Annotated in this window: 23 protein-coding genes; 12 read left to right on the top strand and 11 right to left on the bottom strand. The window is 62.1% G+C overall.

The annotated features are described in order from the left end of the window. Window positions 1–5 precede the first annotated feature (5 nt). Window positions 6–917 (top strand): UDP-3-O-acyl-N-acetylglucosamine deacetylase, encoded by a 912-nt coding sequence (gene lpxC, locus GWK36_RS10740; protein ID WP_166271132.1) that lies wholly within the window; start codon window positions 6–8, stop codon window positions 915–917. On the opposite strand, the gene GWK36_RS10735 is transcribed toward lpxC, so the two are convergent. After that, on the bottom strand, window positions 914–1,357 hold the full coding sequence (locus GWK36_RS10735) for a DciA family protein (protein WP_166271131.1): 444 nt from the start codon (window positions 1,355–1,357) through the stop codon (window positions 914–916). The genes lpxC and GWK36_RS10735 overlap by 4 nt on opposite strands. Before the next feature lie 151 nt (window positions 1,358–1,508). Between GWK36_RS10735 and GWK36_RS10730 the strand changes: the two genes are divergently transcribed. From GWK36_RS10730 to GWK36_RS10710, 5 genes are all read left to right on the top strand, one after another. Continuing rightward, entirely contained in the window at window positions 1,509–2,417 is a 909-nt protein-coding gene (locus tag GWK36_RS10730; protein WP_166271130.1) for a M23 family metallopeptidase, read from the top strand. 107 nt (window positions 2,418–2,524) lie between these two features. Next, window positions 2,525–5,350 carry a preprotein translocase subunit SecA gene (gene secA / locus GWK36_RS10725; protein WP_166271129.1) on the top strand — a complete coding sequence of 942 codons (2,826 nt, stop codon included), beginning with the start codon at window positions 2,525–2,527 and terminating at the stop codon, window positions 5,348–5,350. Window positions 5,351–5,353: 3 nt separating this feature from the next. Then, window positions 5,354–6,559, top strand: coding sequence for a bifunctional glutamate N-acetyltransferase/amino-acid acetyltransferase ArgJ (gene argJ, locus GWK36_RS10720; protein WP_166271128.1), 1,206 nt, complete (start codon window positions 5,354–5,356; stop codon window positions 6,557–6,559). Window positions 6,560–6,611: 52 nt separating this feature from the next. After that, window positions 6,612–6,797, top strand: coding sequence for a hypothetical protein (locus GWK36_RS10715; RefSeq protein ID WP_210756762.1), 186 nt, complete (start codon window positions 6,612–6,614; stop codon window positions 6,795–6,797). After that, on the top strand, window positions 6,778–7,734 hold the full coding sequence (locus tag GWK36_RS10710; RefSeq protein ID WP_166271126.1) for a Nudix family hydrolase: 957 nt from the start codon (window positions 6,778–6,780) through the stop codon (window positions 7,732–7,734). The genes GWK36_RS10715 and GWK36_RS10710 overlap by 20 nt, the downstream gene beginning before the upstream one ends. A gap of 16 nt (window positions 7,735–7,750) precedes the next feature. On the opposite strand, the gene GWK36_RS10705 is transcribed toward GWK36_RS10710, so the two are convergent. From GWK36_RS10705 to GWK36_RS10695, 3 genes are all read right to left on the bottom strand, one after another. Beyond that, complete coding sequence (locus tag GWK36_RS10705; RefSeq protein ID WP_210756761.1) at window positions 7,751–7,954, bottom strand: DNA gyrase inhibitor YacG; 204 nt, start codon at window positions 7,952–7,954, stop codon at window positions 7,751–7,753. Window positions 7,955–7,956: 2 nt separating this feature from the next. After that, window positions 7,957–8,724 (bottom strand): cell division protein ZapD, encoded by a 768-nt coding sequence (zapD, locus tag GWK36_RS10700; RefSeq protein WP_166271125.1) that lies wholly within the window; start codon window positions 8,722–8,724, stop codon window positions 7,957–7,959. A 133-nt stretch (window positions 8,725–8,857) separates the two neighbouring features. Further along, complete coding sequence (locus tag GWK36_RS10695) at window positions 8,858–10,825, bottom strand: LOG family protein (RefSeq protein WP_166271124.1); 1,968 nt, start codon at window positions 10,823–10,825, stop codon at window positions 8,858–8,860. 218 nt (window positions 10,826–11,043) lie between these two features. On the opposite strand from GWK36_RS10695, the gene GWK36_RS10690 reads away from it, so the two are divergent. From GWK36_RS10690 to ruvA, 3 genes are read left to right on the top strand one after another with little or no spacing between them, the layout of a single operon-like run. Then, window positions 11,044–11,793, top strand: a complete 750-nt coding sequence (locus GWK36_RS10690; RefSeq protein ID WP_166271123.1) for a YebC/PmpR family DNA-binding transcriptional regulator — start codon at window positions 11,044–11,046, stop codon at window positions 11,791–11,793. Beyond that, window positions 11,786–12,325 (top strand): crossover junction endodeoxyribonuclease RuvC, encoded by a 540-nt coding sequence (gene ruvC / locus GWK36_RS10685; protein WP_166271122.1) that lies wholly within the window; start codon window positions 11,786–11,788, stop codon window positions 12,323–12,325. Before GWK36_RS10690 ends, ruvC begins: the two co-directional genes overlap by 8 nt. Next, entirely contained in the window at window positions 12,322–12,945 is a 624-nt protein-coding gene (gene ruvA, locus GWK36_RS10680; protein WP_166271121.1) for a Holliday junction branch migration protein RuvA, read from the top strand. The genes ruvC and ruvA overlap by 4 nt, the downstream gene beginning before the upstream one ends. A 45-nt stretch (window positions 12,946–12,990) precedes the next feature. On the opposite strand, the gene GWK36_RS10675 is transcribed toward ruvA, so the two are convergent. The 3 genes from GWK36_RS10675 to GWK36_RS10665 form a co-directional block, all read right to left on the bottom strand. Then, window positions 12,991–14,097, bottom strand: a complete 1,107-nt coding sequence (locus GWK36_RS10675; RefSeq protein ID WP_166271120.1) for an SLAC1 anion channel family protein — start codon at window positions 14,095–14,097, stop codon at window positions 12,991–12,993. 64 nt (window positions 14,098–14,161) lie between these two features. Beyond that, entirely contained in the window at window positions 14,162–14,353 is a 192-nt protein-coding gene (locus GWK36_RS10670; protein ID WP_246237534.1) for a YgaP family membrane protein, read from the bottom strand. A gap of 75 nt (window positions 14,354–14,428) precedes the next feature. Continuing rightward, window positions 14,429–15,118, bottom strand: a complete 690-nt coding sequence (locus GWK36_RS10665) for a Crp/Fnr family transcriptional regulator (RefSeq protein ID WP_166271119.1) — start codon at window positions 15,116–15,118, stop codon at window positions 14,429–14,431. A 178-nt stretch (window positions 15,119–15,296) separates the two neighbouring features. On the opposite strand from GWK36_RS10665, the gene GWK36_RS10660 reads away from it, so the two are divergent. Beyond that, window positions 15,297–16,094, top strand: coding sequence for a hypothetical protein (locus tag GWK36_RS10660; RefSeq protein ID WP_166271118.1), 798 nt, complete (start codon window positions 15,297–15,299; stop codon window positions 16,092–16,094). A gap of 160 nt (window positions 16,095–16,254) precedes the next feature. Here the strand turns inward: GWK36_RS10660 and GWK36_RS10655 are convergent, their stop codons facing one another. The 4 genes from GWK36_RS10655 to GWK36_RS10640 all read right to left on the bottom strand — a co-directional run bounded on the left by GWK36_RS10655 (window position 16,255) and on the right by GWK36_RS10640 (window position 18,519). After that, window positions 16,255–16,446 (bottom strand): hypothetical protein, encoded by a 192-nt coding sequence (locus tag GWK36_RS10655; RefSeq protein WP_166271117.1) that lies wholly within the window; start codon window positions 16,444–16,446, stop codon window positions 16,255–16,257. Window positions 16,447–16,454: 8 nt separating this feature from the next. Next, window positions 16,455–17,657, bottom strand: coding sequence for an RNA-guided endonuclease InsQ/TnpB family protein (locus GWK36_RS15060; protein ID WP_246237845.1), 1,203 nt, complete (start codon window positions 17,655–17,657; stop codon window positions 16,455–16,457). A 90-nt stretch (window positions 17,658–17,747) separates the two neighbouring features. Beyond that, entirely contained in the window at window positions 17,748–17,951 is a 204-nt protein-coding gene (locus GWK36_RS15055; RefSeq protein WP_210756759.1) for a hypothetical protein, read from the bottom strand. Window positions 17,952–18,159: 208 nt separating this feature from the next. Next, the gene (locus GWK36_RS10640) at window positions 18,160–18,519 is read right to left on the bottom strand and encodes a thioredoxin family protein (RefSeq protein WP_166271116.1); all 360 of its coding nucleotides are present in this window, start codon (window positions 18,517–18,519) and stop codon (window positions 18,160–18,162) included. A 133-nt stretch (window positions 18,520–18,652) separates the two neighbouring features. On the opposite strand from GWK36_RS10640, the gene hemB reads away from it, so the two are divergent. Together hemB and GWK36_RS10630 are read left to right on the top strand one after the other, a co-directional pair. Then, window positions 18,653–19,666 carry a porphobilinogen synthase gene (gene hemB, locus GWK36_RS10635; protein WP_166271115.1) on the top strand — a complete coding sequence of 338 codons (1,014 nt, stop codon included), beginning with the start codon at window positions 18,653–18,655 and terminating at the stop codon, window positions 19,664–19,666. Then, a complete protein-coding gene (locus tag GWK36_RS10630) occupies window positions 19,663–20,883 on the top strand; it encodes an AMP-binding protein (RefSeq protein WP_166271114.1) in 1,221 nt (406 codons plus the stop codon). Before hemB ends, GWK36_RS10630 begins: the two co-directional genes overlap by 4 nt. Window positions 20,884–20,891: the final 8 nt, after the last annotated feature.

Below are 20,891 nucleotides of genomic sequence, written 5' to 3'. Positions count from 1 at the left end.
AATCGATGCTCAAGCAGCGTACCCTCAAGCGTGTCATCCGGACGACGGGGATTGGTCTGCATACCGGCGAAAAGGTTGATCTGAGCCTGCGTCCGGCAGCCCCAGACACTGGGGTGGTCTTTCGGCGTGTCGATCTGGACAATCCCATCGACATCAAGGCCACCCCTTTCAACGTCGGCGATACCCGGCTCTCCACGACCCTGGTGCAGGACGGGATTCGGGTTGCGACCGTTGAGCATCTGCTTGCTGCCCTCTCCGGTCTCGGGATCGATAACGTCTATGTCGATCTGAATGGACCCGAGGTGCCGATCATGGATGGCAGCGCCGCGCCCTTCGTTTTTCTTTTGCAATCGGCAGGGGTAGAGGAGCAGCCGCGGCCTAAGCGTTGTATCCGGATCAAGCGTCCAATTGAGGTGCGCGACGGCGACCGATTCGCACGCCTGACGCCCTATGATGGTTTTAGGCTGAGCTTTAGGATCGAGTTTGATCATCCGGCCTTCCATGCCCGCGTCAATCAAGCTGAGATCGAGGTGTCCCTTGCTTCGTTCGTGCGCGAGCTGAGCCGCGCCCGTACCTTCGGTTTCTTGCGGGACATCGAGTCCCTACGGCGGCAACATCTTGCCCTGGGCGGCAGCCTCGATAACGCCGTGGTAGTGGATGAATACCGGGTGTTGAATCCGGAGGGGTTGCGTTATGAGGATGAGTTCGTCCGGCACAAGATCCTGGACGCCATCGGCGATCTCTATCTGCTCGGCCATACCCTGATCGGCGCCTTCACTGGCTACAAATCCGGACACGCCCTCAACAATCTCTTATTGCGCAAGCTGTTGGCCGAAGAATCCGCCTGGGAGGAGGTGGTCTTCGAGGACCCAACCGTCGCGCCCATCGGTTACGCCCAGCCCATCCCTGCCCTCTAATCCCGCACCTTCTGCGCCAGGCCGCGGCTCGCCAGGCGCCTGAGTGTCTCCTTGAGCTGGGGGTCGCTTTGTTGTTCCGCGGCCTTAAGGAGGTGTCGTGCCGCGACTGCCGACAGCCTCGGTCCCGATTGCCCTTTGGCGAGTCCGGGACTCTCGATCAGTCTGACCTGAAACTCGACTGCCTTCACGTGGTAAGATGTCAGGGAGTTGAGGATCTCCTGCGCGAGAAAACGCGCGCGTGTCAGCCATGCAGTCGAATCGACATACAGCGTCAGCCGGCCATTCACCAGGCGAGCGTCTAGATAATGCCCCTGTATCTGGGGAGGAAGCCGGGCGCGGATCGCCTGGGAGAGCCGCTGCGCCTCGCGCTCGCGCGCAAGCCGTTCCTGTAATGGTCCAGACTGGTGTAAATAATCGCCGATATGCTGCAGCTCGCGCATGCTGTGATACCTCTCATGCTCAACGACCCGAAGACCTCCCGGGTCCCCTCTGGCGATCCAGACGATCCTGGCGTGTCCTGAGGGGGCGCGGGGCTATCCCCGGCAGGGGCTACCCTGTCGTCGAGCCTGAACCAAGTAGAAGGGACCCGCTATGCCCCAGATCGCTTGTAAAAAGACTCAACGCAGTCCGAGCCTCGTTATCCTCTCAGCCGTTTCCAGCCTGGTATTCGCCGGGGTGGGTTTCGGTTTTTGGATCGGCGACCGTCTCAATCCCTCTCCAACCAACCTTGCCTTGCGATCCAACCCTGGCGCTCAATCTGCCGATCACTCGCATCCAGTTCAAGACCTGGCTGCCCAGATTGGTGAGATGCAGGCTGAACTCATGCGGATCAATGCCCTAGGCGAACGTTTGGCGCGGATGTCGGGTCTTGACCCGCAAGAGTTTGATTTTGGCAATCCCCCGCCGCGCGGTGGCCCTGAGACCGGCCCCACCCGCGATTACACCATCAAGGAGCTCGCCGATGAACTCGCCAGGATCGCCGACCTGGTGCAGGACCGCGAGCGCAAGCTCGACCGGCTCGCTGACCGGATCATCGAACAACGCCCCTCCACCCTCACTGCCTTCCCCGCAGGTTGGCCGGTGCGTTCGGGCTATATCAGTTCAACCTATGGCTTTCGTATTCATCCGGTCAGACATGTCCGTCAATTTCACTCGGGCGTCGATTTTTCCAGCCCACGCGGTTCGCCCATCTATGCCGTGGCCGATGGGATCGTCGTCTTTAGCGGCTGGCGCAACGGTTATGGCAAGGTCGTCGATATCCGCCATCGCAACGGCCTGGTCACCCGCTATGCCCATAACAGCAGCAATCTGGTCGAAGAGGGCGCTTGGGTCCGTCAGGGACAGCAGATTGCCACGGTTGGGACGACCGGCACCACCACTGGCCCCCATGTCCATTTCGAGGTCATCCGTAATAGTCAAACCCTCGATCCCATGCTCTATCTCAAGGGTGGCCAGCCGGTCCAACGCCTTGCCAGCCTCGATCCCGATGTGAGGGGCTGAGTGATCGCAAACCCAATGGCCGGCTCAGACCGGCCTGCCGCGGGCGGCAGATGAACCATCTTGATCATCCGCCGCCTTCTGTTTTTCGATCCCTAAAAGAATTCGCGATGTTCAACCCACTCAAAAAGATCTTTGGCAGCCGCAACGAGCGGCTGATCAAGTCCTTAATGAAAACCGTGGCGCGGATCAACGCGCTCGAGCCCGAGATCAGCAAGCTCTCCGATCAGGCGTTGGCGGCCAAGACAGAGGAGTTTCGCGCCCGCCTGGCAGCGGGCGCGACTTTAGACGACATCCTGCCCGAGGCCTTCGCCGTGGTGCGCGAAACGGCGCACCGAGTGCTTGGGATGCGTCATTTCGATGTCCAGCTCGTCGGCGGCATGGTCCTCAACAGCGGCAAGATCGCCGAGATGCGCACCGGCGAGGGTAAGACCCTGGTGGCCACCCTCGCCGCCTATCTCAATGCCCTGACAGGTCAGGGTGTCCATGTGGTCACGGTCAACGACTATCTGGCGCGGCGCGATGCCACCTGGATGGGGCCGATCTATCACTTTCTCGGGCTATCGGTTGGGGTGATCAATTCATCCGGTGGCTGGGGGCCGGATGCGGCCTCTTATCGCTATGATCCCAGCTTCGCGCCCGAGAGCGATCAAGGCTATCGTCATCTGCGCCCCTGCACGCGGCGCGAGAGCTATGCCGCGGATATCACCTATGGCACCAACAACGAGTTCGGCTTCGACTATCTGCGCGACAATATGGCATTCACCCCCGAGCAGCGGGTGCAGCGCGATTTCCATTACGCCATCATCGATGAGGTGGACTCGATCCTGATCGACGAGGCGCGCACCCCCCTGATCATCTCGGGTCCCTCGGAGGGTGGTACCGAGCTCTATCGTCAGATCGATGCCCTAATCCCCAAGCTCACCCGCCAGCAGCCATTCATTAATGCCGAAGGGCGTGAGGATTTCGGGCCTGGCGATTATTCGGTCGATGAAAAGGCACGCCAGGTCTATTTGAGTGAAGAGGGGCATGAGAAGGTCGAGCAGATGCTGGTCGAGATCGGCCTGCTCGATGAGGGCGCCAGCCTCTACGATCCGGCCAATATCGTGCTCATGCACCATGTCTATGCCGCTCTGCGCGCCCATGCCCTGTTCCAACGCAACGTGGATTACATCGTGCGCGATGGCCAGGTGATCATCGTCGATGAGTTCACCGGGCGCACCATGCCGGGGCGGCGCTGGTCTGAGGGTCTGCATCAGGCAGTCGAGGCCAAGGAAGGGGTCCCCATCCAGCCAGAGAATCAAACGCTTGCCTCCATCACCTTCCAGAATCTCTTTCGGCTCTATCCCAAGCTCGCCGGCATGACCGGTACCGCAGATACCGAGGCCTATGAGTTTCAGGAGATCTATGGCCTCGAGGTCGTGGTCATCCCGACCCATAAGCCGATGATCCGCGAGGATCGCGGCGACCTGGTCTATCTCACCCAAGAGGAGAAATACGAGGCGATCATTGCCGACATCCAGGACTGTGTGCGGCGCGGCCAACCCGTCCTGGTCGGCACCACCTCGATCGAGAACTCAGAGCGCGTCTCGGCGATACTCAAAAAGCTTGGGATCGAGCACCAGGTGCTCAATGCCAAGCACCATGAACGCGAGGCGGCGATCATCGCCCAGGCCGGACGCCCAGGAACGGTAACCATCGCCACCAATATGGCCGGGCGCGGTACCGACATTGTGCTCGGCGGCAATCTCGAGGCTGAACTGGCTGAGGCGGGGCCAGATGCCGATCGCGAGGCGATCCGCGCCGCCTGGCAGGCCCGACATGACCAGGTCGTGGCCGCTGGGGGGCTCCATGTCATCGGCACCGAGCGGCACGAATCGCGGCGCATCGACAACCAGTTGCGCGGTCGTTCAGGACGTCAGGGCGATCCGGGCTCATCGCGCTTTTATCTATCGCTTGAGGACAACCTCATGCGCATTTTCGCCTCAGACCGCGTCGCCAAGCTCATGCAGCGGCTAGGGATGCAGCGCGGCGAGGCCATCGAGCATCCCTGGGTGACCAAGGCGATCGAGAACGCCCAGCGCAAGGTCGAGGGACGCAACTTCGACATCCGCAAACAGCTCTTGGAATACGACGATGTCGCCAACGACCAGCGCAAGGTCATCTATCGCCAGCGCCGTGCCTTGATGGATGCAGTCGATGTCTCCGAGACCCTCGCCGCCATGCGCGCCGACGTACTCAAGCGGGCAATCGACCAATACATCCCGCCTGAGAGCCTGGAGGAGCAATGGGACATCGCCGGACTCGCCAAGGCGTTGACCGAGCAGTTTGGCGGAGACTGGCCGATCCAATCCTGGCTGGATCAAGATCCAGACCTGCATGAGGAGACCCTGCGCCGGCGCATCCTCGAACAGATCGAGGCCAGGCATCGCGAGCGCGAGGCGCTGATCGGTCCGGCAGCGATGCGCAACCTCGAGCGCGCCCTGATGCTTCAGACCCTGGATACGCACTGGAAGGATCATCTCGCGGCCATGGACTATCTGCGCCAGGGCATCCATCTGCGCGGCTATGCCCAGCGCAATCCCAAGCAGGAATACAAGCGCGAGGCCTTCATGATGTTCTCGGCCATGCTCGAGGCCATCAAGCAGGACGTGGTCACCACCCTGGCTCGCCTTGAGATCCAGGGTGCCGAGGAACAAGCCATCAGCCAGCCACCGCCTGAGCTGAGCATCAAAGAGTTTCAGTTTAGACATGACCCATTCGCCGGATTCGGTGAAGCCACAGCGGATGAAGCAGCAGAGGCGCCGGCGGGTGGCCGCAGTCCAGAGGAGCAGATGCGCCCCTATGTCCGCGATGGGCGAAAGGTCGGGCGCAACGAGCCCTGTCCCTGTGGTTCAGGCAAGAAATACAAACAATGCTGTGGCAAGGTCGATTAGGCCATGGGTGAAGACGCTATCCTCCCCATCGCGGGCATCCGTCTAGCGGCGACGGCGGCCGGCATCCGCTATCAGGGGCGAGACGACCTGGTCTTGATGGAATTGGCCCCCAGCAGTCGGTGTGCCGCTGTCTTGACCCGCAACGCCTTCTGCGCCGCGCCTGTGGTCCTGGTCCGCCAACACCTGGGCCAGTCCATGCCGCGCTATCTGCTCATCAATGCCGGCAACGCCAACGCCGGCACCGGCGCGCCTGGACTGGCCGCTGCGCGCGCCTGTTGCCAGGCTGTCGCTGAGGCCGCGGGTTGCTCGTTCGAGGAGGTCCTGCCGTTCTCGACTGGTGTCATCGGCGAACCCCTGCCGGTCGAGCGGATCGTTGCCGCCATTCCCGCACTCTTGTCCAGCCTGCAGCCAAACGGTTGGATGGAGGCGGCGCGGGCGATCATGACCACTGACACCCGGCCCAAGCTGGTCTCGCGGACCTTTGCGATCGGCGGGCGGAGGGCCGCTATCACCGGCATCGCCAAAGGCGCAGGTATGATCTGCCCCAACATGGCGACCATGCTCGCCTTCATCGCCACCGATGCCCAGGTCGCGCCCGAGTGTCTGCGCGCCTGTTTACATTCCGCAGTCGATCGCTCGTTTAACGCCATCACCATCGATGGCGATACTTCGACCAACGACGCCTGTGTCCTGATCGCGACCGGTACCCTCGGCAATCCCCCGCTCGCCGACCTCAATGACCCAGGGGCCCGCGCCTTCCAGGAGGCCCTGGATGCGGTCTGTCGCGAGCTTGCGGCAGAGATCGTGCGCGACGGCGAAGGGGCGACCAAGCTGGTGCGGGTGCGGGTCGAGGCGGCGCGCAATCGCGATGAGGCGAGACAGGTCGCCTATACCATCGCCCATTCGCCCCTGGTCAAGACGGCGCTCTCGGCCTCAGACCCTAACTGGGGGCGCATCCTGGCTGCAGTTGGGCGGGCGGGGATCCTGGACCTCGCCATCGAGGGGGTTGAACTTTGGCTCGGCGGCATCCAGGTCGTCGCCGGCGGTGCCCGCGCCCCGACCTATACCGAGGCGGATGGCGCAGCGGCGATGGCCAAGCCCGAGCTCCTGATCCGTGTCGCCCTCGGACGGGGCGATGCCTGCGCCGAGATCCTCACCTGCGACCTCTCCGAGGACTATGTCCGGATCAATGCCAACTATCGCAGTTAGGCCGGGGATAAATTTTGGGTGCGCGCTGCCCACCCTCCGACGCTACCGCACCATGCCGAGCTGCCGAACCTACGGGAATACTCGGTTGATCGAGCAAGCTGAACGGCGCATCGAACGCCAGCGGCGGGTCGCTGGCTGGTCGGTAGAGATCTTCAGCTGCGATAGCCTCGGCTTTCAGTGTATCGATGCCGGGATCTCGATCACTGCGATCTACGAGAATGTCTTTGAACCCAGGTGACTGGCTCCATGTCGTTGCCGGTGTCTTGAGCGACGAACAAGGGCGGGTCCTAATCGCCCGCCGCGCGGAGCATCTCCATCAAGGGGGGCTTTGGGAGTTTCCGGGCGGCAAGCTCAAGACGGGTGAGTCCCCGCAAGAGGGACTGGCGCGCGAGCTCGCTGAGGAGCTAGGGATCGCGCTCGGCGCATGCGAGCCCTTGATCCGTGTCCCGCACGACTATGGCGACCGACGGGTGCTGCTCGATGTCTATCGGGTGCTGGATTATCAGGGTATCCCGCGCGGGTGCGAGGGCCAAGCGCTCACTTGGTTGGTGCCCGATGACATGGATCCCACCGTGTTTCCTGCTGCCGATCGACCGGTGATCGCGGCCTTGCGCCTGCCGCGGCTTATGCTGATCACTGGCCCCGACCCTACTGACCCGCTGCTGTTTCGCGCAAGGCTCCAGCGGGCCTTGGCGCAGGGGGTGCGGCTCGTTCAACTGCGCGCGCCCGAGCTTGTGGCCTTGGACTATCGGGAGCTGACAGGTATGGTCTGGCCGCTCTGTCAGGCGCATGGGGCGCACCTGCTGCTCAATCGCGCCCCCAAAGAGGTCGAGGGGCTTGCCCGGGATGGGCTACATCTCAATCGCCGGTTGTTGATGACGCTGGAACGGCGGCCGGGGTCGGCGCGCGAATTGATCGGCGCCTCTTGTCATACGCGCGCTGAGCTTCGGCGTGCCGTCGAGCTGGGGCTGGACTATGCGCTCCTCTCGCCGGTCAAGCCTACGGCAAGCCACCCCGAGGCCCAGCCGCTCGGCTGGCCGACCTTTGCCGAGTTGATCGCGCCCATCCCCTTGCCGGTCTATGCCCTCGGCGGTCTAACCCCCGAGGATCTCGACACCGCCATCGCCCAGGGCGCCCAGGGGATCGCGGCGATCCGCGGTCTGTGGCCCGCTTGATCTGGTCTTTGATTTTTCAATGCGGCGGTTGCTGCTCCCCGTCGCCTTCAGATTGGCTGCCTGCACCCTCATCCTCTGGACCGCTGATCCGGTGGTGCTCCGCGAGCCAATCGCCGAGGTCGATCAGCCGACAGTGCTCGCTGCAAAAGGGGCGCCAGCGCGATTCAGGCATCCAAGGGACGGGTTTGCCGCAGGTCGGGCAAGCGACGGTCTTGACCATGTTCAGAAGACACAGCAGGTGAGCTGAAACTCGACGTCTTCACCGCAAGGGCTCGCCCGTCCTTGGGGCTCGGGGGACATGAAGCGGATACTGAAACGATTGCGATGCCCGCTGATCTCCGGAAAGATCGAGCGCTCGGCCTCGATGCCGACCCGCAGCATCTGCGCCGGCGCCACGGCGTCCAGGGCCTCTTGATAAAAGCCGCCTTCGGCCAGCGCCGTCCGCGAAGATGAGCTCGAACGCAGCAGGGACAAGGCCAGACGGATGGCCGCGATCGCCGGGTTGAGGTCCTCCAGCCAATCGGCGAAACGGGCCTGGCGTTGTTCGGTCGGCTGGATCAACCAATAGTGAAAATACGGCAGATCAAAGCTGCAGGTCCCGCCGGGGATACTGCTGCGCTGAGCGATCGCCTTCAAAAACTCATCCTCGCGCGCCTGGTGGCCGATAGGTCCATGCAGCTGCTGGACCCCTGCGGCAGCCTCGTGCAGTTCGCTGAGGATGCATTCCAAGGCCTCACGATCGACCCCGCGCTGGTTGGTGAGCCGGTTGAGATTAGCGATGAGCCGCTCCAGCTCCTTGAGGATCTCGGTCCTGACATCCGCCCGCGCCGTGACGGCCACGATATCCAACAGCGCGTCCACGGCACAGCGCGAGGAGCGCGGGTCCTCCTGGTGGACGAAATAATCGAGCTGGCGGAACAGATGTTCTACGCGCAAGAAGGTGCGGATGCGTTCGTTAAGCGGGTGTTCAAAGATGATCAATGTTGACACAGTCTCGTCTCATATCCAGCAGGCGACCATCGAGATGCCTGATCGAGCAGCCATCGAACAAGAGTAGCCTTGCCCTTGCTTGGGCCAAGGATTGTCGCGGATTTGGCCGGATGCTGTCATCCATCCAGCGTCCTCAGCCGAGCCGCAGCGCCTGCTTGTAGAAACGCGGCACGGCCTCGGGATCGCTGGTCATCAGGATCTGATCGATCAGCCAGGCAGGTGCGCGTCCCTCGCGCTTCATGGTCGCGAGCTGCTGCCGCAGCCCCTCCCAGTAGAACTCGCCTCCGGAGCTGTCGAAAAAGACCAGGGGACCAGGCTCGATCACCCCGAGCTTCATGTCGGTCAGGGTCAGCCCGATCTCTTCGAGCGTCCCGACCCCGCCGACCAAAAAGAGATGGAAGCTCGCGATCTCGAACCAGCGTTGACGCGCCTGGCGGCTGCGCGCCTGAAAGGTCTGATAGAACTCGGCGGTCTCATTGGGCCTCTGGTCCACCGTCTCGATGAAGCTCGAGCCGACCAAAAAGCCCAGGCGATGCGCGATATCGGTGACCTGCTGCATGGCGCCCGGGCCGCCGCCGGTGAGGATGCTGATATCGCTGCCGAAGAGCGCGCGCAGATTGACGAGCAGGCGTTCGACCTGCTCGACCGCAGGGTCGGCGAGCGGCTTGGTCGAGCCATAGATGGCAAAGATCAGGCAAGAGCAGAAGCGCTCGACCTTGTCCGGCGTCGTGAAATAGGCGCGTAGCCCGCGAAAGACATGGCGCACCACATGACCGCGTGCCTCGTTGCACCAAAAGACCTCGAGCCCTAGCGCCTCATAGTCGGCCAACCGCCCATGATCGCGCGCCGACAGGAACTGGCCATGCTCGAACGACGCCCGGCGGAAGATGATGCGTTGGATCTTATGCTGCAGGGCCGCCGCGCAGATCTGGGTATGCTCGATCAGGTTCGGGAAATAACCCAAGAGCAGGGTTGCACGCGCCCCAGCGGGGAGTTCGCTGAGGATCTGGGTACCGCATTCGGGATGGGTAGGGCGCAGACCCCCGGCCAATGAGCGTGAGGCCAGATCTGGACCGGCCTGGGGATCGAGCGGCGCCTGGGGATGGGTCCAGAGCAGATCAGGATCAGCGCCTTGCAATAGGGCCGCCGGATCGCGGGTCACTGCCGCCATACGATGCGAATAACGATCGCGCACCGGCCCGGATTCCAAACGGTCGAAGATCGCTGCCAGGCTGCGGCAACCAGCAATGGCCTCCGCCTCGCCCGGCTCGAGCTGGGCTCGGCCATGCCAATACAGCGGTCGGGGTTCGCTGTGGATGGCCTCATGCACCGTGGCAGCGACGCTGGGGTTGATGATGAGCTGATCGGTGCGATTGATGAACTCCAGATACACATTGGTCCCGCGGGTTGAGACCGGATCGAGCACTGTGGCCTGGAGATGTACCCCCAAGGATTCATCAAGATTGCGCAGCACGACATAGTGACGATGCAAAAACATCGAACAGGCCGTTACCAGGCCATCGCGAGGCGGCAGCTCGATGTGCTCGACATCGACCCGCACCTGCAGCCGATTGAGCAGATCCTTGCCGTCGGCATGGGTGGCGATCGCCGTTACCTCCGCAGGGGTCAGTGGCTTGATGAAGCGATAGATGCGCTGTTGCGGGCGCAGGATCAGATAGCCATTGCCCGCCAGCGAAAACCCCGCCGGCAACTGGAGACCGTTGTTTTGGACGAGCTGATGGATGGCACATGAATCCAGCCGGTTATCCTCAGGGCAAAAGACCAGACGCCCGACCCGCAGCCCTGGGATCACGATCCGCTCCAGATGGCCCTCGATGCCGAATGAGGCGATGGCCGCAATGATCTTGAGCCTCAGATCGGCGGACTCACCATTGAGCTGGGGCTCATCGAGCGGCAGGATGTTGATCCCCAACCGCGCCAGCCGGCTGCGCGCCGCGAATACCAGATCCTGCACTCGCCCGCCGATCAGGGCGCGAAAGTCCGGCTTGAGCACAAAGCGCGCGTCGATGACAAAACCCTCGGCATCGCGGGCGACGACCTGGGTGATCCAACCGTCGCCGGTCTCGGGTGTGACATACATGGTGACTGTCTCGCCTGGTTCCTGAAAGAAGTCAAATTTTAAACGAATAGCATTCGATCGATCCGGTTTGAGACGAAGCCAATCTGCTAAATGGCTGAATGGATGACCCTACAGAAGGGAACTGGGCGACAGTTTGGCGCGGATGCCGCTTGGCATGTACCATTCTCCGATGCTCATGAGAGCCCCTCTGGGGCAGGTTTGACGATTGGGGAGAGAGCATGGCTGGTCATAGTAAATGGGCCAACATCAAGCATCGCAAGGCCGCGCAGGATCAAAAGCGCGGCAAGATCTGGACCAAACTGATCCGCGAGATCACGGTCGCGGCGCGTACCGGCGGCGGCGATCCCTCGGCCAATCCCCGGCTGCGGCTGGCGATGGACAAGGCGTTCGATGCCAACATGCCACGCGATACCATCGAGCGCGCCATCAAGCGCGGCTCGGGCGGTATGGAGGGCGAAGACTACGAAGAGATCCGCTATGAGGGCTATGGACCCGGGGGGGTCGCGATCATGGTCGATTGTATGACCGACAATCGCAACCGCACTGCCTCTGAGGTCCGGCATGCCTTCACCAAATACGGCGGCAATCTGGGGACCGCAGGTTCGGTGAGCTATCTCTTCACCAAGCAGGGCACCATCAGTTTTCAGCCCGGGGTCGACGAAGAGAAGGTGATGGAGGTCGCGATCGAGGCCGGCGCCGAGGATGTGGTGGTCAATGACGATGGCTCGATCGATGTGATCACCACACCCGAGGGTTTCAGTGCGGTCAAGGAGGCGCTCACTCAGGCCGGCTTTGATACCCAGATGGCCGAGATCAGCTTTAATGCCGCAACCCAGGTCGAGCTCGATGCCGAGACCGCCGAGCGGTTGCTGAAGCTGATCGATGTCTTGGAAGACCTAGACGACGTCCAGGACGTCTATCACAACGCCGACGTCTCAGACGAGATCATGGCTGTGCTCGATGCCTGAGCCTCGGGTCCTGCGCCACCGCATCCTGGGGATCGACCCGGGGTCGCGTAATACGGGCTTTGGGATCATCGACAGCGATGGGCTCAAGAGTATCCATGTCGCCAGCGGCTGTATTCGGGTCGGCGATCATCCCTGGCCCGAGCGTCTAGGCCTGATCTTCGACCGGGTCCTCGCCCTGGTCGCCGAATACCGTCCGCATGAGATGGCCGTCGAGCAGTTGATCTTCGCCCGCGATCCCAAGGCGGCGCTCAAGATCGGTCAGGCGCGTGGGGCAGTGTTGTGCGCCGGACTCAAGGGTGGGGTGATCGTGCATGAATACAGCCCCAAGTCAATCAAGCTCGCGGTGGTCGGCTCAGGAAACGCCGAAAAACCCCAGGTTCAGCACATGGTTCGGGTGTTGTTGCAGCTCGATGTCGAGCCAAGCGAGGATGAGGCTGACGCCCTAGCGATCGCGCTGTGTCACGCCCATTCGATGGGCATCCCCGCCCGCAAGCGGGCTGCCGCTTCCTGGCGCGATTGGAGGCTCGGATGATCGGGCGGTTGCGCGGGCAGATCCTCGCCAAACACCCACCGCAGCTTCTGATCGATGTCGGCGGGGTGGGCTATGAGCTCGAGGCGCCCATGTCCACCTTTTACGAACTGCCTGCCGTCGGTGAGACCGTGACCCTTATCACCCACCTCATGGTTCGCGAAGACGCCTGGATGCTCTATGGCTTTCTCCATGAACGGGAGCGGGCCTTGTTTCGCGCCCTCCTCAAGGTCACGGGGGTCGGGGCGCGCATGGCGCTGGCGATCCTCTCGGGGATGGACACAGCGCGCTTCGTCCAGTGTGTTGAACAAGAGGACATCGCCGCCCTCATCAGGCTGCCGGGGATCGGCAAAAAGACCGCCGAGCGTCTGGTCCTTGAGTTGCGCGATCGGCTGGATGGCCTGGCGAGTCCGGCGGCGGTGTTGGCCGACGCCCAGGTATCCGCGTTGAGGCATGCAGAGGGCGGCGACAACCCGGCGCTGGTCGATGCCATCAGCGCCCTGATCGCCCTGGGGTTTCGCCCAGCGGATGCCCAGCGGATGGCGCGCGCCTCTGCTGCTGACGGCAAGACTACCGAAGACATCATCCGCAGCGCCTTGCGCGCCATCCATCCGCCCGGCTAACGGGCATGCAGCACAATATTGGAAAACCGGTCTGCCCGAATCCCCTCAGGCGGCACCGGTAGGCGCAAACTGGATGGCTAACCACACACCTGCCGCAAACAGCAGGGCCAGCCCAGCGACAATCAGCCAAGGGGTGACCCGTCCAGGTGCCGCAGGTGGATGATGGGCATGGGCGCCTGGACCCTGGTCGGGGACGCAGATCGCTTGGCGGCCAACGGCCTGCGCTGTCTGGATCAACAAGATCAGGATCACCCCGCTCAACAGCATCACCAACCCCGATCCGAGCTGGAGATAGATTGTCTGGTGGCTGGCGTGGAACAGGCTGAGGCTCGCGATCCCGATCGCCGCGAGCGGAAACGAATAGGCCCACCAGGACAAAAAGAACCTCAATCCTATAAAACGGCGAATCTGTGTAAAGAGCAGGATCGTCAGAAACAGACCGGCGAAATATAAGATGCGCCCGAAGCTATCGAGTGACCCCACCAGCTTCAGATAAGAGATAAACCCCACTGCTGGCGGTGCGATCAAAATAAAGAGCGTCGGCATCAGATGTGCATCGAGCGGGTGATGAAAGAGTATTCGATTAAAGACGATCACCAACAGGATCAGCCAAAACAACATCCCGATGCTGAAAAAGAACCAGGAGATCTCCAGATGGCCTAGGGGAACACCGGCGATCGGCACTACCACATTCCCGACCGCGGGGATGAACCAGGCTGGATTGAGATGATGGATCTGGAAATGCTCATGGTGGATCCACACGCTCAGGATATAGAGCGTGAACAACAGATGCAGGCTGGCGCCGGCGATCCAAAGCGGTTTGCTTAAGGCATGCGAGACCGGCAGGGTGGCGACCGCCAAGAGCAACAGGCTAATCGAGATCGTTGGGAAGAAGCTGAGGCGGATGGGATGATGCAGTTCGCGCACCACCTCGGCGCGATACAGCAGGATCTTGAGGGCATAGATAAAGAGCAACAGCCCAAAGATGAATCCAGTGATGCCCAAGAGCCAAGGGGTCAACCCCAGATCAAGCTGCAACAGCGCCTGGAGCCGCTCCCAACCGATGGTCAGTCCAGAGAGTCCCATGACCATCGCAAAAAACGAGACCGGAAAATAGGCGAGGCGGGGAAGGGTTTGCGGTGCGTTTTCCATAGAGAATGGATTCCAGCAGGCAAGGGGTTATAGAGTGCCGGACCGGCCGGCATCCAGATGGTTTTTATGAACATGATTCACGCGGTCTGGTGCACAGACCCAACCGTGCATACAGCGGGCACCAGCCGACCAAGGCGGTCCCTAGCGGGATCACAGCTAGTGCGCCGAACCAGTTTTCGGTGGCAATCCCCCAGATGGCGAGTGCAAGCCCCAGGGCTGCCCGAATGAAACGGTCGAGGGTACCAATATTGTCCATGATCAAACCTCCGATTATGTTGAAACCCGGGCATACCCTACTAAATCCGACAGCTTTAGTCGGTGACTTTGTCACCTAATCAGGGGGATCCTGGAGACGGTCGCGCAGCCGGTGTGGATCGACCAGCTCGACCTGACCGCGCCGCGCCTTGAGCAACCCTCGATCCTCGAGTCCCTTCAGCAACCGGCTGATGACCTCGCGTGAAGACCCGAGCTCAGAGGCGAGCGTTTGATGGGTGATGGGGATCGCGGATGCCCCTAGACGTTCGGCCTGGGCCAAGAGATAGGCGATCAACCGCTGGTCGAGGCGTTGGAACAACACCGCATCGAGTACCCCGAAGACCTCGATGAGCCGGTGCATGATCAGCCCGAACAGATACTGGCGCCAGGGCTCGCAGCTCCCTAGCCAGCGGCGGGCATCCCCAGGCTGTATCACCAGGGCCTCGATCGGTTCCTCGCACACCACAAAGGCTGGAAAGGGCCGGGCGCTGAGCAGACAGGAGGCAGTCAAGACACAGCATTCACCGGCCTTGACTCGATAGAGCGTAATCTCGCGTCCATTCTCGCCGATCTGATACACCCGGGCCCGCCCCTCGACTACCAAGGGTAGATGCGTGCACTGGGTGCCAGCCCGACAGATCGGCTGTCCAGCGTGCACCTGGACCCGCTGGGCGCGGCTGAAAAACTCGGCTTGGAAATCAGGTGGACTGGCCGCAAGAAAGCCAAACTGGGCAAGCAGGCGCTGATGCTCTCGATCGGTGATCACAGTGCTGCTAAAGGATCTCTGGTTGGCTTGGCCCGATCATACGTCAACCGCCGCTTCCCTGCTGCCTACGCTCGATTAAGACCAGCACCCCGGATAACGCCGAAAACCGCCTGGAAATCGGCCAGCGGCCGGATGTGAGCTATCGGTCTAGGCCGAGCCAATGGGTAGGAGCGAGGTAATGGGGCTGAACAGTTGGCGATGGTTGTTCGCTGCAGCGGGTCTTGCGGCTGTATGTCTGCCGATGCCGCTAGCCGCTTGCTCCTGCGCCTGGGGCGGGCCTTTTCTTGCGGTCGCCACCCTAGGCGTCCCCCTAGTGATCCATGCCCGGGTGCTGCGGCAACGCACCCAGCCAGCCCCGGCGATCGAGGTCCAGGTCCTCGAGGTGTTGCGCGGCGGGATGCTTGATAGCGGCCTTGTGGTGCAGATGGGCGACGGTATGCATTGCCGTCCGCCGGTGGATCCCTTTATGCCGGGCAGCGAGTGGGTGATGGCGCTCAATGGTGTGGGTGCCAAGCCGGGCAATGGCTGGGCCCTGTCGCATTGCGGCGCCTATTGGCTGAAGGTCGAAAACAGCGAGGTCATCGGGGCCATCGACCGCGATGCGCTACAACGCTGGCCTTGGGAGACCTTTCGCCAGCGGTTGCACTATCCCCCCTTTGCCGAGGTCTTTAAGGGCCACATCCAGGCCGATGCGGCGCGCTGTCATCGATTCGCGGGGAGGCTGCGGGTCTGTTTGCAGCCGATGACCAATGGCTGGCTGCTAACCGTGCATGAGGATGGGCGGGATGACGATCTGGCGCGCCTGACCCTGCCGCTGCATGGGGCCCCCAATCCCCGCGAGATCGAGGGTTGGCAGTTCCTGGAAGACCCGAGCGCTTGTGCGAGCAGGCCCTATGAGGCTGAGTCTGGACCTGAGAGTCCACGGCGCTTCGTTTTTTCACCCGAGGTTGGGCAGACGCTCGCCACCCCGGCGTAGCCGGCGACGGGCGCTGACCTCGAGCGCATCGCCCGCTTTGGTCGCGGGGCGCTGTGGATCGAGCGCCTGGAACTCGCCCCGCAGTCAGATGGCTGTCCTGGGATTGCTTGGATGGACTATCGCCTCCAGGTCGAGGGCGGCAGCGCCAGTCCTGAACCGTCTAGCGGTCCGAGCGGCGCGACGAACCTACCAGGGCGTTGAGGATGAAGAACACAAAGGGCGGCGCCACCCCGCCGAGCAGGATGGCGGTTATGGTGTCGAAACCGGAGCGCAGGAGCCACCAGGCGATCAGGGTGCCTCCCAAGGCCCAGCCGCCGAGGATGAGAAGGATGGCGAGGATGCGCATCCACATGATTTGACTCACTCGCCAGTCGGGGTCAGGATGGCATAGAGCATGTCGGGCATGGCGCCGGTATCGGTGGCGGCGTCGAAGGGCCAAAGCTCGGCGGGTACCGAACGCACCAGGTCGCCGGCATAGATGGCCTCGACCGCATGGCTTAGGTGTGCTTGCGGGACAGTGCCTGCGGAGCGCTCGGGGATCAAGATGGTGCAGGATTGGGCCGAGCGGCAGCCGGCAAGCTGTAACCGGCCTGCGGGCGGCGTGCCTGTAAGGGCATTGCCTGCGGCGCGCAATGACTCAGCGGCGGCGCGCGCCAAGGATCCATAGCCACTGAAGCCCTCTGGATAAAGGGCATTGAAGCTGCCGTCGGCGAAGCGGATCTCATAGCGCCGCCCTTCGATCTCCAGTCCAGAGACCCCTATGAGCTCGCCAGCGGCGATCAGAGGGGCCAGGGCCTGAACAGGCCCGCTGCCCCCGAGCCAGATGGCAATCGCCCAGATGCCTAGACGACGAAGGCGGTGCAACAGGCGGTCGATATGATTCATAGCAACTGCTCTCAAGTAAAGTGCGCAAACAGGCGCACTGTGCTCTTCCTGCCCCGAATGCGGAGCGCATTCGTCTCTGACAGGCGTGACTTTCCCGACTACGGCAGAGACCCTCTCTGCTGTAGCTCCGCCGTTACCGGACGGACTCGCCACGGGTAGGGCAGTTGCGGTTGCCAGCCGTTTGAGATTGAGCGCGGCATTGATGTCCCGATCATGGCGCGTGCCGCATTGAGGACACGTCCATTCCCGATCCTTCAACGCCAACATCTCATTCTCCCAACCACAGACCGAACACAGGCGGCTGCTCGGATCCCAGCGATCAGCTAAAACCAACCAGACGCCGTAGCATTTCCCCTTGTATTCCATCTGCAAGCAGAACATGCCAAAGCCCAGGTCGCTGATGGCGCGGGCAAGCCGTTCGTTCGCCAGCATGCCCTTGACGTTCAAATCCTCAATCACCACCCCTTGGTTTTCGCGGCAGAGCCGGGTCGTGAGCTTATGTGTGAAGTCCGCTCGGACATTGGCAATGCGTGCGTGCAGCCTTGCCAACATCGCAGAGGATTTCCTTCGATTCTTCAAGATCGGAAGCCTCGTGCCTTTTGCCAGTCCGGCCCTTGGCGCAAACCCAGCCCCGACCTTGGCCGCCTCAACCTTGCAGGAAAGGCGTCTGCCTCGAATCCTGAGACGACGAAGCGCAGAGGAGATTCAACAGACTCGCCATTGGAAAGCCTGGCCGCCGCCTCAACGCCCAGGTCAACACCAGTCGTTTCATGCGCCTGCGATAGAACGCAGCATCGGCCACTTCAACCTGAATGGCGACGAACCAGCGTCCGCAGTACGCGAAACGGTCGCACCAAGAATCTTGCCATCGAAGCACAACGCCTCGGTCATGGCGACCTCACCGCTCTTGGGCAGGCAAATGGTCTTGTCCGAGACGCCAAGCCGCTTCGCCGCCTTGCCTGTGCGCATCATCGTGCTTTCTATGTGGAAAATTATCCACTATCACGCACAGTTTGTAATGCTAGGGTTGGCTCCGTAGAGGACTCTTGGGAAGGGCTGGTCGATTCCGGGCAACGCATCCGCCATCTCGTTATCTTACTGATTTTTCAGGATTAAATTCCGGCCTTCGCCGGCATGACGGTCAAGGGTCTTTCAGAGTTTCTCCTGGCCTCGGTCGCGGTCATTTGAGGACGAGATGCTCCTTGAGCCAGTGGTTGATCTGGAGATGCGAGCGCGCGCCGCTGAAGCGCCCGCGTTCTAAACCATCTTGAAACAGGATCACCGTCGGAAAACCGCGCACGCGGTAATGCCCAGCCAGGCGCATGTTTTCGCCTTCATCGACCTCGACCCTGGCCAAGCGGATCTGTCCTGCGTGATCCCCGATCACCCGTTCGAGATGCGGCGCCAGGGCATGGCAAGGCCCGCACCAGTCGGCCCAGAAGTCAACCAGGATCGGCTGTTGGTGCGAGATGGCGATGACCTGTTCTTGAAAGGATTCATAGTGCGTATCGAAGATCAGGGGCAAAGACTGGGTTGGCATCTTGATCCTGCTGGCCTAGGGTTGAACGAGGTCTTAAAGGGTATGGCTGGAGATCCAGCGCGGCTTTGGGCTATTTTATGCCCCTGAAACAGCGCTGGGATGAACCCAAGCGAGCGAGCATTCGAGGTGACCCATGATCCAGTTCGATACCCCCCGCGGTGCCTATCCAGTGACCCGTATGCGCCGGATGCGGCGCGATGATTTCTCGCGCCGGCTGATGCGCGAGACCGTACTGACGCCGGACGATCTGATCTGGCCGATTTTTGTCCTCGAGGGCAAGGGGCAGCGCGAGGCCGTGCCCTCGATGCCGGGGGTGGAGCGCCTGAGCATCGATCTTTTGGTGGAGGCGGCGCGCGAGGCGCAGCGGTTGGGGATTCCGGCGATGGCGCTCTTTCCGGTGATCCCGATGGAGGCCAAGTCGCTCGATGCCCGCGAGGCATACAACCCTGATGGCCTGGCACAGCGGGCGGTACGAGCGATCAAAAACGCGGTGCCTGAGCTGGGGATCATCACCGATGTGGCGCTCGATCCCTTCACCACCCACGGTCAGGATGGGCTGATCGATGATGCGGGTTATGTTCTCAATGACGAGACAGTCGATGTCTTGGTGCGCCAGGCAATCTCGCACGCCGAGGCAGGCGCTGATATCGTTGCCCCCTCGGACATGATGGACGGGCGTATCGGGGCGATCCGCGCGGCGCTCGAGGCGGCGGGACATATCCATACCCGTATCCTCGCCTATTCGGCCAAGTATGCCTCAAGCTACTATGGCCCCTTCCGCGACGCGGTCGGTTCAGCGGCCAATCTGGGCTCGGGTAATAAATACACCTATCAGATGGACCCGGCCAATGCCGAGGAGTCCATCCATGAAGTGGCGCTCGATCTGGCCGAGGGCGCCGATATGGTCATGATCAAGCCGGGGATGCCGTATCTGGACATCGTGCGCCGGGTCAAGGATCAATTCGGGGTCCCAACCTGTGTCTATCACGTTAGCGGCGAATACGCCATGCTCAAGGCGGCTAGTCAAAACGGCTGGCTCAATGAAAAGGCGGTGGTTTTGGAGGCGATGATCTCGATGAAACGCGCCGGCGCCGATGCCATCCTGACCTATTATGCGCCGTATGTAGCGCGCTGGCTGGCCGAGTGACACAAGATCCCGTCGATCTCGCCTGTAAGCCCTGGTGGACCCAGGACAGGGTGCGGTTGCTGCTCGCCGATCTCATCCAGGCGGAGCTCGCGCGTTTGCAACCGCTGACCGCAGACGCCGTCGCTCTATCGGCTTCGGATCTCGATTTGGACGCCTTGGGCCTAAGCTCGCTGGCCTTCATCGATCTGGCCACCACGGTCGCCGTGCAGTTCCGGCTCGATGAGACGGGGCATGACAGCATGCTCATGGAGCGCCGGCGCCTCGCCGATTGGGTCAAGACCGTGCTGGCAAGCCGGCGCACGTGCGATGAGACGATCGGCTTTTTGACCTCGGGTTCGACCGGCCAGCCCAAGCTCTGTCTCCATGCCCTAGCGCTCCTGGAACAGGAGATCGAGTTCTTCGCCGGGTTGTTTGCCGACCGCCGCCGTATCCTGCGCGTTGTCCCCTGTCATCACATCTATGGCTTTCTATTCGGCTGGATGCTGCCCGCCCGCCTCGGCATTCCGGTCCTGGATGCCCGCCGGATCTTACCCAGTGCGGTCTTGCGCCAGACCTGCCCGGGTGACCTGGTGGTTGGTTATCCGGCCTTTTTCGCGCTTGCCAGCCGCATCCCCTTGCAGGTGGGGGAGGATGTCGTCGCCGTCACCTCGACCAGTCCCTGTCCGCCCGAGGTCTGGCAGGCACTCGCTGAATTGGGCTGCGCCCGAATCATCGAGGTCTATGGCTCTTCCGAGACCGCCGGCATTGGCTGGCGCGAAGGTGCGGATGATCCTTTTTGCCTGTTGCCGCATTGGACGCGCGTCCCTGGTTCGCCCGAGCATCTCCAGCGCCCACAGACCGCCGGCCCACCCTGCTTTTGGCCTTTGCCCGATCGCGTGCTCTGGACAGGCGAGCGGCAGTTTCAGGTCCTGGGCCGGCGCGATGGGGCTGTCCAGGTCGCCGGGATCAATGTCTATCCAGAGCGGATCGCCGCCTGTCTGCGCGAACATCCTGAGGTTGCCGAGGCCGTAGTTCGCCCCACCGGCACCGGGGCAGATCCGCAGCTCAAGGCCTTCGTCGTGCCCACCAACGCCTGCCAGGATCTCCAAGGACTGCCGAATCGCTTGCATCGCTGGTTGACGGGGCGTCTCCTGCCACATGAGCGCCCGCGCTCGATTCGCGTGGGGTTTGAGATCCCTCGCTCCGAACTCGGTAAACTCGCCGATTGGGAGGAGTAGCAAGGATC

The sequence above is a fragment of the Caldichromatium japonicum genome, from assembly GCF_011290485.1.
GTDB lineage: Bacteria > Pseudomonadota > Gammaproteobacteria > Chromatiales > Chromatiaceae > Thermochromatium > Thermochromatium japonicum.
This window is presented reverse-complemented; position numbering and strand designations above follow the sequence as displayed.

Excerpts from the sequence above, each read along its gene's own strand:
- ruvA (WP_166271121.1), top strand. The coding sequence starts at position 12,322 with ATGATCGGGCGGTTGCGCGGGCAGATCCTCGCCAAACACCCACCGCAG.
- GWK36_RS10640 (WP_166271116.1), bottom strand. The coding sequence starts at position 18,519 with ATGCCAACCCAGTCTTTGCCCCTGATCTTCGATACGCACTATGAATCC.
- GWK36_RS10690 (WP_166271123.1), top strand. The coding sequence starts at position 11,044 with ATGGCTGGTCATAGTAAATGGGCCAACATCAAGCATCGCAAGGCCGCG.
- lpxC (WP_166271132.1), top strand. The coding sequence starts at position 6 with ATGCTCAAGCAGCGTACCCTCAAGCGTGTCATCCGGACGACGGGGATT.
- hemB (WP_166271115.1), top strand. The coding sequence starts at position 18,653 with ATGATCCAGTTCGATACCCCCCGCGGTGCCTATCCAGTGACCCGTATG.
- secA (WP_166271129.1), top strand. The coding sequence starts at position 2,525 with ATGTTCAACCCACTCAAAAAGATCTTTGGCAGCCGCAACGAGCGGCTG.
- GWK36_RS10660 (WP_166271118.1), top strand. The coding sequence starts at position 15,297 with ATGGGGCTGAACAGTTGGCGATGGTTGTTCGCTGCAGCGGGTCTTGCG.
- GWK36_RS10655 (WP_166271117.1), bottom strand. The coding sequence starts at position 16,446 with ATGTGGATGCGCATCCTCGCCATCCTTCTCATCCTCGGCGGCTGGGCC.
- GWK36_RS10730 (WP_166271130.1), top strand. The coding sequence starts at position 1,509 with ATGCCCCAGATCGCTTGTAAAAAGACTCAACGCAGTCCGAGCCTCGTT.
- argJ (WP_166271128.1), top strand. The coding sequence starts at position 5,354 with ATGGGTGAAGACGCTATCCTCCCCATCGCGGGCATCCGTCTAGCGGCG.
- GWK36_RS10735 (WP_166271131.1), bottom strand. The coding sequence starts at position 1,357 with ATGCGCGAGCTGCAGCATATCGGCGATTATTTACACCAGTCTGGACCA.
- GWK36_RS15055 (WP_210756759.1), bottom strand. The coding sequence starts at position 17,951 with ATGATGCGCACAGGCAAGGCGGCGAAGCGGCTTGGCGTCTCGGACAAG.
- GWK36_RS10710 (WP_166271126.1), top strand. The coding sequence starts at position 6,778 with ATGTCTTTGAACCCAGGTGACTGGCTCCATGTCGTTGCCGGTGTCTTG.
- GWK36_RS10675 (WP_166271120.1), bottom strand. The coding sequence starts at position 14,097 with ATGGAAAACGCACCGCAAACCCTTCCCCGCCTCGCCTATTTTCCGGTC.
- GWK36_RS10705 (WP_210756761.1), bottom strand. The coding sequence starts at position 7,954 with ATGGTCAAGACCGTCGCTTGCCCGACCTGCGGCAAACCCGTCCCTTGG.
- GWK36_RS10670 (WP_246237534.1), bottom strand. The coding sequence starts at position 14,353 with ATGGACAATATTGGTACCCTCGACCGTTTCATTCGGGCAGCCCTGGGG.
- GWK36_RS10695 (WP_166271124.1), bottom strand. The coding sequence starts at position 10,825 with ATGTATGTCACACCCGAGACCGGCGACGGTTGGATCACCCAGGTCGTC.
- GWK36_RS10715 (WP_210756762.1), top strand. The coding sequence starts at position 6,612 with ATGCCGAGCTGCCGAACCTACGGGAATACTCGGTTGATCGAGCAAGCT.
- ruvC (WP_166271122.1), top strand. The coding sequence starts at position 11,786 with ATGCCTGAGCCTCGGGTCCTGCGCCACCGCATCCTGGGGATCGACCCG.